Below are 13,711 nucleotides of genomic sequence, written 5' to 3'. Positions count from 1 at the left end.
TAATCATTTTAGATTCAAAGGCATAGTGATTGCGTGCTTTTACAGAGCTTTTCTAAGGCATGTAGTGCACGTTGATGGCCTTGCATTGCAGACTTTTGGTACCAATAATGCGCCTGTTTCAAGTCAAGGGAGGTGCCTTCCCCTAGCTCAAACATACCTGCTAAATTATATTGTGCCCACGCATCACCAGATATGGCCGCAATTTTGAATGAATTGAACGCCAGAACGAAGTTGTTTTGTCGATACAACCGTATACCTTCATTATTGTGCGTCGTTAAGTTATTGTTTATATGGGCTTTATGATTAATTGGTAATGGGCTTTGTCGCTGTTTAACGATACCGCCCATGACATATATTTCCCTAGGCCTATAAACATCATCTATGGCATTTTGAGCAAACATAGATAACAGAGCCTCACGCTCCAAGATAAGATGTTCTGAGCGGAAAAAGCTATTGAGCATTAGTGCATCGAGCTTTATGGCTCGTTCAGCGTCACGCTTGCGGCGATAGGTCGTTGTACTTTGCGTTAATATAATTTTGTTTTCTGCGACTTGTAATACCTGTGCGACTCGATACTGAGCTTGATATTTACGGTCAGTTTGAATTCGGCCCAGATTAATCACATACACATCGTCAATTCTTGGGTGTGTTAATAAAGAGTGCTGCAAGGCAATATTTTGAGTATGTGAAATATAGCTATAGGCAGAAGTCGCAATTAATATGATGATTAACAGTACACGGTAGTGCTTGCTGATGACGCGCTCAATAAAACCGTGAAAGGTAAATAGACTTTGTAATAAAGGTTGGGTTAACCGTGAGTACATATGTGCATGCTAAAAATGGCCGTTAGATATTTTTAGGGTATTAAATATCATTGCATTACACAATGCGTAGCTCTTTTTTTTGCAAACAGGTGGTAGAGAAGGTTGAAGTAACAACGGCTGCATAAACAGCCGCTTGGTTTATATGATGATTACTTACCTGTAATACGAGTTTTAGCATCTGCTGCCATCATTGCGAATACCGCATAGGCAGCTGTATTTTGTTGTAACTTCTTAGGGTCTACTTTATCTAATGTATCATCAGCGGTGTGATGATAATCAAAATAGTCGGTACCATCTTGGTGTAAAGCAAAAATAGGGGCTGACATTGTATTTTTAAGGGGGATTAAGTCAGGACCACCCCGTGCTGTATTTTTACGGATATACTGTACATTTAAAGGAGCTAGCTGTTTAGCGATTTCGCGCACTAGAGGTAATGCCGTTGCAGCAACATTTGATTCAAAGCCATACACTACATCCGCACCAAAATCAGATTCAGCAGCAGCAACAATATTATCGAGTGTATCTTTATGACGTTTGAAATAGGCTTTTGCACCCCATAAGCCAAGTTCTTCTGCGGCAAATAAAACTACTCGAACACTGCGTTTAGGACGTTTTACATCACTGATATGTTTTGCAGCAGCCATGGTTAATGCGACGCCAGCGCCATCATCTAGTGCGCCGGTACCCAGATCCCAAGAATCGAGGTGCCCACCAATAAGCACATATTGTTCAGGGTATTGCGTGCCGTTGAATTGACCAATTACGTTATAGCTGGTGCCTTCGCCTAAATCTTCAGTTTGAATATTGAGCTTTACCTTTACTGTATGACCCGCAGTGATAAGACGAGCAAGTTGGTCAGCATCAGGGTTCGCAACGGCGGTTGCTGGGATTTTGGTTACGCCAGCTTTGTAATGGCTGCCACCGGTATGTGCGAAGCGATGATGACTGGTACTGACTGAGCGCATCATATAAGCCACAGCGCCTTTTTTGGCAGCTTCTACTGCGCCACTATTACGGGCCTTTACTGCTGGCCCATAACCATTCCCATCAATATGTCGATTCATACGGTAGTTAATAAATGCGATTTTGCCTTTTAGGCTCCCCTCAGGCGAAGCAATGAGTTCATCTAAAGTTTCAAAAAACACCACTTCAGCCTGAATGCCTGACTTTGGTGTGCTCACACTGTTACCAAGTGCTGTTAGGTGTAGTGGTTGTTCACTTGGGGTAATAATAGAAGCTGATTCGTGGTATCGACGCCAATGTGGAAACGTTGCGGGTTCAATCCATACTTTATCAAAACCGAGTGCTTTAAATTGTGATTGCGCCCATTCAACAGCTTTTTTATCATTTTTGGTACCTGGTAAACGCGGGCCAACCTCTGTGGTTAAAGATTCAAGGATCTGCCAGCTTAAATCACTATTTAGTGCGGCTTCACGCACTTGTGTAACTTGTTGAATCTGTTCTGGTGAAAACTCTTGAGCGTGCACTGCATTAGAGATACAACTCAATAAACATAACGTACTAAATAGTTTTTTCATGATGTCCTTGGTATTACAGCTGAGTACAAAGCACTATTGTGGCATTAACAAAAGGTGATGCAAACGTAAATGAGATCAAATACTGTGCACTGCGATATTCGTAGCCAATTTAATCTGCTAAAATTGGGCATATTTTTTATTGATGAGATAGTACCGTGAGCGCAATCGCTTTTAACACTTTGCCTTTAGAGCAGGCACTTTTAGATACCGTGAGTGATTTGGGTTATAAGAATATGACTCCCGTGCAAGCACAAAGTTTGCCGGTTATATTATCTGGAAAAGATGTCATTGCCCAAGCAAAAACAGGGTCGGGTAAAACAGTCGCGTTTAGCTTAGGCGTACTATCTCGCTTAAATGTTGCACGCTTTCGCATTCAGGGGTTGGTACTATGCCCAACTCGTGAATTGGCTGAACAAGTTGCCACTGAAATGCGTAAACTGGCACGCGGTATTCATAATATTAAAATATTAACGCTATGTGGAGGTGTACCAATTGGACCACAAATTGGTTCGTTAGAGCATGGCGCGCACATTATTGTCGGCACGCCTGGGCGTATTGAAGATCATTTATTTAAAGGTACATTGAATTTTAATGAGGTATCAACGTTGGTGCTCGATGAAGCAGATCAAATGCTTGATATGGGATTTGCTGATGCGCTCGATAATATTGTGAGCTATTTGCCTGAAAAGCGTCAAAACTTAATGTTCAGTGCCACGTTTCCAAAACGCATTGAAACTATTTCTGAGCGTGTGATGCATCAGCCAGAAATGGTCAAAGTGGAAGATCAGGTTGTTAATACCAGCATTAAACAGTTGTTTTATAAATTAGATAATAACAAATTACGTTTTAATACATTGCGATTATTGCTATTGCAAAACAAACCACAAAGCTGTGTGGTATTTTGTAACACCAAGGTTGAAACACAAAAAGTGTGTGATGACTTACAAGATGCTGGTTTTAATGCCGTCGCATTGCATGGCGATTTAGAACAACGGGAGCGTGAACAAACGCTGATCCGTTTTGCGAATAAAAGTGCCTCGATTTTGGTCGCGACAGATGTTGCAGCACGAGGCTTAGATATTGATGATATGGATATGGTGATTAACTACCACTTAGCCCATGATGCGCAGACGCACGTGCATCGAGTAGGTCGTACTGGACGAGGAGGTAAGAAAGGACTTGCTTGCTCTATTTTCGGAGAGAGTGAGGAGTTTAAAGTGGCACAGATTGGCGATGTGTATGATCGCGATTTTGAACCATCACCTGTTCCTGCACATAGCTTATTAGACAAAGCACCATACAAACCAGACATGGTAACACTGCAAATTGATGGTGGTAAAAAACAAAAAGTACGTCCAGGAGATATCGTGGGCAGTTTAACGGGTGAGCAAGGGATCTCATTTGCACAAATTGGCAAAATCAACGTGTTAGACAATACGGCGTATGTTGCTGTGGCGAGAGATGCATCGAAGCCAGCGTTTAGAAAATTAACCGAAGGCAAGCTCAAAGGTCGTAAGTTTCGAGTCCGTCGAGTCAATTACTAGCAGCCGATTTCAATTTTATATACTCACTATGCCATTTTTTAAAAGCCTCGCTTCCCGCGGGGTTTTTGTCAGGATGATATAGTAACGCTAATTTGCGCCATTTTTTTGTTAATAACTGCGATGAAAATGGGATGGGCAATTGCCAAACCGCGCAGAGTGCCTGTAATTCTTCTGCCGTAATGGGTTGAGTGTGATTGCTTTGACTGAATCGTTGCCAAAACTGGGTGAGTAAAGACTCAATATCTTCTCGGCTTGTATTATAATTATCCCAATCTAAATAGTAGCTTTTTAAAGGGTTATCTTTAGTTACACCAGTATCTACTTTAGCACTTAGGTAGATGTCCATACTGTCAATATGCAGAGACTGATCAGTTGCAAGCAATTCATCTTGGAGCTGAAACAATGCATTCATGATTAGAAAGTTCTTCTTAAATAGTGCTTTATTAGGATCATCATCCAATAGCTCAAACCAATCTAGCTGATTTAACTGAGCTGCTAAAGTATGAATTTTAAATACTCTCCCAGATGAGAGCTCAATAAAAATGGCGTCAAGTAAAGGGTTGAACATTGTTCGATCATTTTAGTTCGTGTATCTTCACCTTAGCACGATTAAATTTCCTATATCAATGAGGATCAAGGATGACTGGCAAGTCGGTTACGCATCTTTATAAGCTAATTTTGTGGTTCAGTTTGAGCATGTTTTGCAATATGAATGCTTTTGCATCTTCTGCTTCTTTGCATGAAAGAGTGTCGCAATTAAATGACTTGGCTTCGTGGCAGGAAGTGGCTGAAACCGGGGAGCGATTGCGGCTTCATCCTGATATTTCTTTAATGACGTTACAGCACCTTATTGAAAATCTAGGTCGTGAAGCATTGAAGCATCAAAAATATCAAATCGCAAATGATTACTTCATTGAGCTAGAGGAACTAACAGCAGTGAACCCTGTAAGCGATGCGTTTTATAAAGCCGTCAAATCACAAGGGATAGCGGCCTATTTCCAGGCCAGTTATACGCAGTCAACTTTGGCGTATCATCGCGCTTTGAAGATTGCTACATTACGAGATAAGCCATTAGAGATAGCCAATATGCACAGTAATTTGGGGTTGGCTTACACTCAAACACATGAACTGGACTTGGCAATTCTACATTATGTGTCAGCCCATCAGTTATACCAACAGCATGGTGATAGACAAGATAAAGCAGATATTATGCTTAATTTGTCAGGTGTTTACATACGGCAACTGCGATATAACATTGCAGAAGAGATGTTGTTACGCGCAATTAAACTCTTCAATGAGCTACAAGATGATTACGGTACGGCTTTATCGCAGGCTAATTTAGGCGTTATTTATAAACATACTGAACGATGGGCACTTTCTCGAGTTAGCTTGATGGCTGCGATTGATTACTATGAATCAGTAGAGAGTTGGCAGCATTTAAGCTTTGAATACGCCAATTTAGCAACGCTGAGTCTACTAGAAGGCAATATAGAACAAGGATTAACAGAGGCTAATTTTGCACTTTATTATGCGGAGCAGGCAAATAGTCAAGGGGGACGTCGAGAAGCATTGTACCCTTATGCGCAAGCTTTGTTAGCTCAGGGTCAATATCAGCAAGCGAAAGAGAGCATTCAAGAAGCCATTATATTAGCGAAAGAAGCGGGTGCCGCATTGAGAGAGCGAGATAGTTTACTTTTGCTGTCTTTTATTGAATCCAGCCTAGGTCAGCCACGACAGGCATTAGCGAATTATCAGAAGTATCAACGATTACAAAGTAAGCTACTAAATACGAGTTTGAGCAAACGGTTAGAGCAGTACCAAGATACGATAGCTGAGAATCAATTGAGTCAAGAAATAAAAACACTCAAACAATATCAGGCGTTACAGAAATTGCAGATAGAACAACGAGAACAATTAGTTTGGCTGGGAGCTTTATTTATATTGTCGTTGGGGATAGCAGGTGTCAGCGTTTACCGAAAAAGAGTTTTACAGCTTACAAAGACGGAACTCAGTCGGCAAGTGGCTCAACGTACAGCACAGTTACAACAAGTTGCAGATGAATTACGAGAAGCAAATCAAGTTAAAAGTCAGTTTTTAGCAAATATCAGTCATGAAATACGTACACCTTTGACATCGATATTAGGTCATACCGAAGCATTATTAATTGATAATCAAAGAGATCAAAATCTACAAAGTTCGTTACGAGTGGTTCACCGTCAAGGGGAACATTTACGAGATTTAATCTGTGATGTATTAGATTTAAGTAAAATTGAAGCATTGCAATTTGAACTTGAATTTACAGAATTTGAGCTAGAGAGCTTGATCAATGATGTCAGCGACATGTTTCAGCATGCATGTGTATTGAAAGGATTAAAGTTTGTTATTCATAACCATTTACGTGACTCATTAGTGGTGGAGTTGGATTATATTCGATTGAAGCAAGTACTTATTAATTTGCTTGGCAATGCGGTCAAATTTACTGAGGCTGGGTCCATACAGCTGACAATCACAATTGTTGAAGGTGGAGTCGAGTTTGTCATTGAAGATTCCGGTATTGGTATGGATGAAATTTATTTACAAGGTATATTTGATTCTTTCCAACAAGGAGACAACAGCATTTCACGTCGATTTGGAGGGTCCGGTTTAGGTTTATCCCTATCTCAACAGCTAGTTGATATGATGGGCGGGAAAATCAGTGTGGAAAGTACGCTAAATAAAGGCAGTACGTTTACAGTGTTAGTACCTTGCGTTCCCAGCAGTACGCCAAGTAAAATTGATAAAATGGAAGGCTTAAAAGAATTCAAAGCATTGTCAGGTAAAGTATTGATTGCAGAAGACCATGATGATAATCGCTCATTGTTTTGTCGTTTAGTCTCAAGCCTCGGGGTTGATGTTATTGTTGCAAATAATGGTGCCGCGGCTGTGGAGGTATGTCTAACTGAATTTCCAGATTTAGTCCTTATGGATATACAAATGCCTCAGGTCGATGGGCTTGAAGCATTTAAGATTTTACGGCAAGCGGGCTATGATGGCCCAATCTATGCGTTGACGGCTAATGTGATGCCAAAAGAAGTGAAAGCCTATTTGGAACATGGATTTACAGGTCATATTGGAAAACCTATCAGCACAGATCATCTTCATCAAATATTAGCAAAACATTTAATGTACATAGATGAAATAAGTGCAATGCAAATAGATATGTCAGATCTCAAAGCGAGCTTTTTGGCAACTCTTGAAGAAGAAAGATATAACATAGTGGACTTATGGGAAAGCAGGCAGACAAAATCGTTGCAAAATGCATGTCATCGTTTAGCTGGTGCCGCTGTAACGTTTGGCTTTAATGATATTGCGCAAACGGCTAAGCAATTAGAACAAGTCGTGATAACCACTGACCGTATGCAAGCGCAGCACTTCTATTTAATTTTATGTGATGAGCTAAAAGTAGCTGCTTCGTCAGAACAGCTCAATGTCATTTGAGTTATTTTGTTGCATCATGCTTTCATCAAATGCTACTTTATGGAGCCTACTTTCATCCGCTCTTTGTTCGTGGTCAAGTAATGTGGAATCTACTTTAAAAATAGATAACTTGGCGTGGATACTACGCGCTAAGTTAATTAGGTCATTACTAGAGACCGCTTGAATTTGCGAGTTATTGAGGGCATCTGAGTTAAGCTCAACCATTGAATCGATGCTCATTTGAGCTTCATCTGATACGGCTTTTTGACGGCTAACCTGTTCGTGAATACTTTTAGAAAGTGTGTTGATATCGATCATGGCTTGTTCTATCTGGTCAACTTCACGTGTAGAGGCTTGTGATAAGGATACAGTTTGTTGAGTTTCGCTTAATGCATCAAGCATCAAGTTATGGGCACTATCAGTACCAGCTTGGATCTTAGAGACCATATCTCTCACTTGCTGGGTTGATTGACTAGTGCGAGCTGCAAGGCTACGCACCTCATCTGCGACTACGGCAAAACCTCGGCCTTGTTCGCCCGCTCTCGCCGCCTCAATGGCTGCATTCAGTGCAAGTAAATTAGTTTGATCAGCAATTGAGTTAATTACATCAATGACAGAGCTAATAGCATCACTATCGACTTTAAGTGATTCGATTTGCGTACTCGTTGCTTGGATATTATTGGCTAAGCTCATAAGACTTTCTTGGCTCTTTCCCGTGTCTACACGCGTTTTCTTTACCGCATTGGTAGCTTCTGTCACTGACCCATATATTTGATCTAAATGTTCATCAAGCTCTCGTGCGACAGAAATCATACGATTGAATGAAGTCGCAAGGTCAGTGCCATGTGCATGCTGTATGGTCGCTTTTTGAGTCATCGAAGAATAGGTATCTCTGAGGCTGTCAGCCATAGGGGATAGTCGTGATGAGGAGCAGTAAACTTCGCCAATTAAATGCTCAATGGTTGCTAGACTGGCATTAATTGCTAAGCAAGCTGGTGGTGTATTGGCGTCTGCTTCATTAAACCGGTAGGTTAAGTCAATATTATCGTCTTTTAATAGTGCAGCAACAAGTTCACTTAAGTAAGGGGTACTTGCATTACCTTGAGTGGCATATTTGAGCAGCACCAATGTTGTTATGGCAGAAACACTTAATAGGCATATGACTGCAGGCCAATGAAGAGAGAAAATTAGCATAATGGTAAAAACAGACAACACATTGGTTGCAAAATACCAAATAACAACATGTTTAGGCTTCATGAACGGACGAGTCCTTGTTAAAACTGCAAAATGACTATCTAGGTATAGAACATAATGGCGCATACTTCCATATTTTTAAGACATAAAAAAACCTGCATAAGCAGGTTTTATCATTGATTTAAATCACTATTTACGACGCATTAGATCGAAAAACTCATCGTTGGTTTTACTCATTGATAGTTTATCAATTAAGAATTCCATCGCATCAATTTCGCTCATATCATGCACTATTTTACGTAGGATCCACATCTTCTGAAGCTCATCTGCTTTAGTAAGTAGCTCCTCACGACGGGTGCCTGAGCGATTAAAGTCAATCGCCGGGAATACACGTTTTTCCGCAATTTTACGGTTAAGGTGAAGTTCCATGTTACCAGTACCTTTGAACTCTTCGTAGATGACTTCATCCATTTTAGAGCCGGTATCGATAAGTGCTGTCGCAACAATTGTTAAACTGCCGCCTTCTTCTACATTACGTGCTGCACCAAAGAAACGTTTTGGTTTGTGAAGTGCATTAGCATCAACACCACCGGTAAGTACCTTACCAGAAGAAGGAATGACGGTGTTATATGCACGCGCTAATCGTGTAATTGAATCGAGAAGAATTATGACATCTTTTTTATGTTCAACAAGTCGTTTTGCTTTTTCGATTACCATTTCAGCGACCTGTACGTGACGGTTAGCAGGTTCATCGAATGTAGATGCAATGACTTCCCCTTTCACTAGACGCTGCATCTCAGTAACTTCTTCTGGGCGCTCATCGATCAGCAGTACCATCAGTGTGGCATCAGGGTTGTTGTATGTAATAGATTGAGCGATATTTTGTAGCAACATCGTTTTACCCGCTTTTGGCGGTGCAACGATCAAGGCGCGTTGGCCTCTACCTATTGGTGATGCTAGGTCTAGTACACGAGCGGTAATATCTTCTTTACTGCCATTGCCGCGTTCCATAACGAAACGTTCGTTAGCATGGATAGGCGTTAGGTTTTCGAATAAAATCTTGGTACGAGAGTTTTCTGGCTTATCAAAGTTAACTTCATTAACTTTTAACAATGCAAAATAACGTTCACCATCTTTAGGTGGGCGGATTAAACCGCTAATGGTATCACCTGTCCGCATACTAAAGCGTCTTATTTGACTTGGTGATACGTAGATATCGTCAGGGCCAGCTAAGTATGATGCTTCCGATGAGCGTAAAAAGCCGAAGCCGTCTTGCAAAATCTCTAAAACACCGCCGCCGTATATATTTTCGCCGCTTTTGGCATGTGCTTTTAAAATTGCAAAAATAATATCTTGTTTTCTAAGACGTGCTACGTTTTCTAGTCCCATGGACTCGGCTAGTTTTACAAGTTCATTGATTGACTTGTCTTTCAGTTCGCGTAAATGCATATTGGTGGGTTCTTTATTACAATTGTCATTCTCGTCGTAACGAGGAGGTTGATTTGATACTACTAAGGTTTGTGGTTTTATAAACTAGCAGGTAGGGGGCTAGTCGTCCAGTCTTTAAACAAATTTTATGTAAAATAACATAAAAAAATACAATTTTGTTTTAAAACAGCATCAAGATACAACGTATATTGATGCTGTCTGGCACTTAGGTGTTCGTATCTAAAAACTCGATAAGTTGAGTTTTTGATAGCGCGCCTACTTTCGTAGCGGCGACTGCGCCATCTTTAAAAAGTAATAACGTTGGAATACCACGAATACCAAACTTAGGGGGCGTACCTGCATTTTGGTCAATGTTTAGTTTCCCGATAGTTACTTTACCTTCGTACTGCGTTGCAACTTCATCTAGAATTGGCGCAATCATTTTGCAAGGGCCACACCATTCTGCCCAGAAGTCTACTAGTACAGGTTGTTTCGATTTAAGTACATCCGACTCAAAACTTTCATCAGTTAGTTGAATAATTTTGTCGCTCATTACGCTCTCCGTTAGAATTAGGCGAATTATTTACTGCGTATTTAAACACTCTTGTTTCTTATTGCAAGTTTAAACGTTATGCTTAATTGCTATGACTAAGACACATTTGACCAATAATAAATTTTCTGACTTTGCTTTAGCTCCGGAAGTGGTCGCCGGATTAGCTGAGAATGGCTTCGAATACTGTACGCCAATCCAAGCAAAGTGTTTGCCTTTTATCTGCGATGGTCGTGATATTGCAGGCCAAGCTCAAACGGGAACAGGTAAAACTTTGGCTTTTTTAACAGCCACCTGTCATCGTTTGTTGCAAAATAAAGGTGTAACCAGAAAGCACCCAAGAGCGCTGATCATGGCTCCCACACGGGAGTTGGCGATTCAGATCCACAAAGATGCAAAAATCATTGCGCCACACTGTAATCTTAAACTTGGTTTAATATATGGTGGCGAGGATTACGAAAAACAACGGGTCCAACTTGAAAATGGTGTAGATATTTTAATTGGCACTACTGGTCGTTTGATCGATTTCTACAAACAAGGCGCGTATAGCCTCAATGAAATCGAAGTCGTTGTACTTGATGAAGCCGATAGAATGTTTGATTTAGGCTTTATTAAAGATATTCGTTATCTATTTAACCGAATGCCAGATACGGCAGAGAGACTAAATTTACTTTTTTCTGCAACGTTATCATATCGTGTACAAGAACTCGCATTTGAACACATGACAAATCCTGAACATGTGCAAATTGAACCTGATGTTAAAACAGGTAAATTGATTGAAGAAGAGCTGTTCCACCCATCACACGATGATAAAATACCGCTTCTCTTAACTTTGATTGAAGAAGAATGGCCTGACAAAGCGATTGTATTTGCGAATACTAAGCAAAGCTGTGAGAACGTTTATGCTTGGCTAAAAGCAGATAAGCATCGGGTAGGGTTGTTAACAGGTGACGTCAATCAGAAAAAACGACAAGCAATATTGGCACAATTTACCAAAGGTGAAATTGACTTTTTGGTTGCAACCGATGTAGCTGCGAGAGGGTTGCATATCCCTGAAGTAAGTCACGTTTTCAACTTTGATTTGCCTGATGATTGCGAAGATTATGTGCATCGTATAGGACGAACGGGGCGAGCTGGAGCTTCAGGTAATGCAATTAGTTTTGCTTGTGAGCAGTATGCATATAATTTACATGAAATAGAGCAGTATATTGAACATGCTATTCCTCTTTCTCATTATGACAAGTCAGCATTACTTGATGATTTGACAAAGCCACAAGTTCAAAGAAAGCGAAACTATTCGTCGGGCCCACAGCGTAACCGCAGCAACAATGGTCGCCGTCAAAACAGTTACCATAAACCGCGTTCTAATTCGTAACCGCGATTATGGATATATGGTTGTAGCAAGAGGTATTTAAAGTGGGGCAAGATTTTCCACAAAATAATGTGTTTGCTGTTATTGATCTCGGTTCTAACAGCTTTCATATGTTAATTGCTAAGCATATGGCCGGTGGGATTCATACCATTGGCAGAGTAAAACGAAAAGTGCGCTTAGCGGCAGGATTGAATAAAGATAACCTTTTATCCCTTGAGGCAATGCAAAGGGGGTGGGAGTGCTTAGCTTTGTTTGCTGAGCGTTTACAAGATATTCCTGCAAGTAATATTAGCATTGTGGCCACTGCGACACTGCGCTTGGCTTCAAATGCTGATGAGTTTAAATCTGAAGCTGAGCGTATATTAGGCCATCGGATTAATGTTATCAGTGGTGAGCTCGAAGCTAAAAGTATATATAAAGGTGTTGCACATACGTCTGCTTGTCAAGGTCGACAGCTTGTCATCGATATTGGTGGTGCTAGCACTGAAGTGATTATCGGTAAGGGGTTTACTGCTGAGATCTATAAAAGCCTAGATATGGGGTGTGTCACATTTCTTGAGCGCTATTTTTCTGACGGTACATTAAGTCAAAGTAATTTTGACCATGCAATTAGTGCCGCGAATCAAGTTATTTCGCCGATTAAGCAAACGTACATTGATGCTGGCTGGGAGTTGGCGATTGGCGCATCAGGCACAATACAAGCAATTCAAGAGATACTTGCGGCATCTGGGGAAAGTGAATTACTGACGCTTGAGCGTTTAGACTCCATTAAAAAACAAGCAATGGGCTTTGCTAGTATAGACAAGTTGCAATTAGCGGGCTTAGGTGAAGAGCGGCGTTTAGTCTTTGTATCGGGCTTGGCAATATTAATTGCTCTATTTCGAAGCTTAGATATAAAGTATATGGGTTTGGCTGGAGGTGCACTGCGCGAAGGTGTGCTATATAGCATGATATCTGATTTTCATAATACCGATATTCGTAAGCGTACGTTGGATGGGTTTACTGAGCGTTATCATGTTGATAAACGCCAAGCACAACGTGTTGCTGAGGTAAGTATCGAATTGGCAGAGCAACTTTCTGCTACATGGCAGTTGCCAATGGAACAAATCATACCTATCTTGACCGCTGTGGCGCATCTTCATGAAATTGGTTTGGTGATTGATTATAAGTTATATCATCAGCACAGTGCATATATACTCAATAATACGGGAATGCCTGGCTTTACTAAAACTGAAAAGCAACTGATAGTCGCCATTACGAATGCTCATCGAGCTGATTTAAATCAAAGGCAATTTAGTGAATTAGGTAACCAAACATTACTCGTAACGAGATTGATACGTTTGGTAAGGCTTGCTGTGATCTTATCAATGAGGCGTGAAGATGATGTGTTAGCCGATTTTTTCGTATCCGCAGATAAATTTGATGCGGTTAAGCTTAAATTTGCGGGAGATTGGCTGTCGGCACATCCACTTATGGTAAGTGAATTGGAACAAGAAACCATTTACCAGCAAAGAATGTCTTGGAAATTATTTGTAGAGCGCTAGAATTAGCGCTCTTTTTGTATGCTAAATAAGCAAAAAAGCCAGGTTAGTATGATTTTCATTCAGGTGGTTCGTTTTTGTCATTTTTATGTCATAAAACGCTTGCGCTTTTTCTTCGTCTCCTTATAATGCGACCCCACTGACACGGAGCGCTACGCTAACTTAGCAAAGCAAAACGCAGTCAGCGTCGAGTAAAACTTAAATTTAAAATTTCTTTATGAAAACATCGAATTTAAGTGTTGACAAAAAAATAGGAAAGCGTAA

Annotated in this window: 10 protein-coding genes; 4 read left to right on the top strand and 6 right to left on the bottom strand. The window is 40.6% G+C overall.

The features are described 5' to 3' along the window. Positions 1 to 14: 14 nt before the first annotated feature. Positions 15 to 824 (bottom strand): SEL1-like repeat protein, encoded by an 810-nt coding sequence (locus tag J8M01_RS20215; protein WP_211059126.1) that lies wholly within the window; start codon positions 822 to 824, stop codon positions 15 to 17. 149 nt (positions 825 to 973) lie between these two features. Continuing rightward, the gene (locus J8M01_RS20210; RefSeq protein ID WP_211059125.1) at positions 974 to 2,362 is read right to left on the bottom strand and encodes a M20/M25/M40 family metallo-hydrolase; all 1,389 of its coding nucleotides are present in this window, start codon (positions 2,360 to 2,362) and stop codon (positions 974 to 976) included. A gap of 155 nt (positions 2,363 to 2,517) precedes the next feature. Between J8M01_RS20210 and dbpA the strand changes: the two genes are divergently transcribed. Continuing rightward, on the top strand, positions 2,518 to 3,906 hold the full coding sequence (gene dbpA, locus J8M01_RS20205; RefSeq protein WP_192506147.1) for an ATP-dependent RNA helicase DbpA: 1,389 nt from the start codon (positions 2,518 to 2,520) through the stop codon (positions 3,904 to 3,906). On the opposite strand, the gene J8M01_RS20200 is transcribed toward dbpA, so the two are convergent. After that, on the bottom strand, positions 3,896 to 4,474 hold the full coding sequence (locus J8M01_RS20200) for a DNA-J related domain-containing protein (RefSeq protein ID WP_211059124.1): 579 nt from the start codon (positions 4,472 to 4,474) through the stop codon (positions 3,896 to 3,898). The genes dbpA and J8M01_RS20200 overlap by 11 nt on opposite strands. A 140-nt stretch (positions 4,475 to 4,614) precedes the next feature. On the opposite strand from J8M01_RS20200, the gene J8M01_RS20195 reads away from it, so the two are divergent. Beyond that, the gene (locus J8M01_RS20195) at positions 4,615 to 7,383 is read left to right on the top strand and encodes an ATP-binding protein (protein WP_211059123.1); all 2,769 of its coding nucleotides are present in this window, start codon (positions 4,615 to 4,617) and stop codon (positions 7,381 to 7,383) included. Here the strand turns inward: J8M01_RS20195 and J8M01_RS20190 are convergent. The 3 genes from J8M01_RS20190 to trxA all read right to left on the bottom strand — a co-directional run bounded on the left by J8M01_RS20190 (position 7,360) and on the right by trxA (position 10,537). Then, complete coding sequence (locus tag J8M01_RS20190; RefSeq protein WP_210997350.1) at positions 7,360 to 8,619, bottom strand: methyl-accepting chemotaxis protein; 1,260 nt, start codon at positions 8,617 to 8,619, stop codon at positions 7,360 to 7,362. The genes J8M01_RS20195 and J8M01_RS20190 overlap by 24 nt on opposite strands. Positions 8,620 to 8,745: 126 nt before the next feature. Next, a complete protein-coding gene (gene rho, locus J8M01_RS20185) occupies positions 8,746 to 10,005 on the bottom strand; it encodes a transcription termination factor Rho (protein WP_192506143.1) in 1,260 nt (419 codons plus the stop codon). A gap of 205 nt (positions 10,006 to 10,210) precedes the next feature. Beyond that, on the bottom strand, positions 10,211 to 10,537 hold the full coding sequence (gene trxA / locus J8M01_RS20180) for a thioredoxin TrxA (protein WP_192506142.1): 327 nt from the start codon (positions 10,535 to 10,537) through the stop codon (positions 10,211 to 10,213). Positions 10,538 to 10,628: 91 nt separating this feature from the next. Between trxA and rhlB the strand changes: the two genes are divergently transcribed. Both rhlB and gppA read left to right on the top strand, forming a co-directional pair. After that, positions 10,629 to 11,909: an ATP-dependent RNA helicase RhlB gene (gene rhlB / locus J8M01_RS20175; protein WP_192506141.1), complete on the top strand. Its 1,281-nt coding sequence runs from the start codon at positions 10,629 to 10,631 to the stop codon at positions 11,907 to 11,909. A gap of 41 nt (positions 11,910 to 11,950) precedes the next feature. Beyond that, the gene (gene gppA / locus J8M01_RS20170) at positions 11,951 to 13,450 is read left to right on the top strand and encodes a guanosine-5'-triphosphate,3'-diphosphate diphosphatase (protein WP_211059122.1); all 1,500 of its coding nucleotides are present in this window, start codon (positions 11,951 to 11,953) and stop codon (positions 13,448 to 13,450) included. Positions 13,451 to 13,711 lie beyond the last annotated feature (261 nt).

The organism is Pseudoalteromonas sp. MMG005 (assembly GCF_018101015.1).
Classification (GTDB): domain Bacteria; phylum Pseudomonadota; class Gammaproteobacteria; order Enterobacterales; family Alteromonadaceae; genus Pseudoalteromonas; species Pseudoalteromonas aurantia.
The sequence above is the reverse complement of the archived record's forward strand: the minus strand, read 5'-3'. Positions and strand labels throughout refer to the sequence as shown.

Bases quoted from the DNA above. Each gene is read 5' to 3' on its own strand.
- J8M01_RS20215 (WP_211059126.1), bottom strand. From the start codon at position 824: ATGTACTCACGGTTAACCCAACCTTTATTACAAAGTCTATTTACCTTT.
- J8M01_RS20200 (WP_211059124.1), bottom strand. From the start codon at position 4,474: ATGTTCAACCCTTTACTTGACGCCATTTTTATTGAGCTCTCATCTGGG.
- rho (WP_192506143.1), bottom strand. From the start codon at position 10,005: ATGCATTTACGCGAACTGAAAGACAAGTCAATCAATGAACTTGTAAAA.
- J8M01_RS20195 (WP_211059123.1), top strand. From the start codon at position 4,615: ATGAATGCTTTTGCATCTTCTGCTTCTTTGCATGAAAGAGTGTCGCAA.
- J8M01_RS20210 (WP_211059125.1), bottom strand. From the start codon at position 2,362: ATGAAAAAACTATTTAGTACGTTATGTTTATTGAGTTGTATCTCTAAT.
- rhlB (WP_192506141.1), top strand. From the start codon at position 10,629: ATGACTAAGACACATTTGACCAATAATAAATTTTCTGACTTTGCTTTA.
- J8M01_RS20190 (WP_210997350.1), bottom strand. From the start codon at position 8,619: ATGAAGCCTAAACATGTTGTTATTTGGTATTTTGCAACCAATGTGTTG.
- trxA (WP_192506142.1), bottom strand. From the start codon at position 10,537: ATGAGCGACAAAATTATTCAACTAACTGATGAAAGTTTTGAGTCGGAT.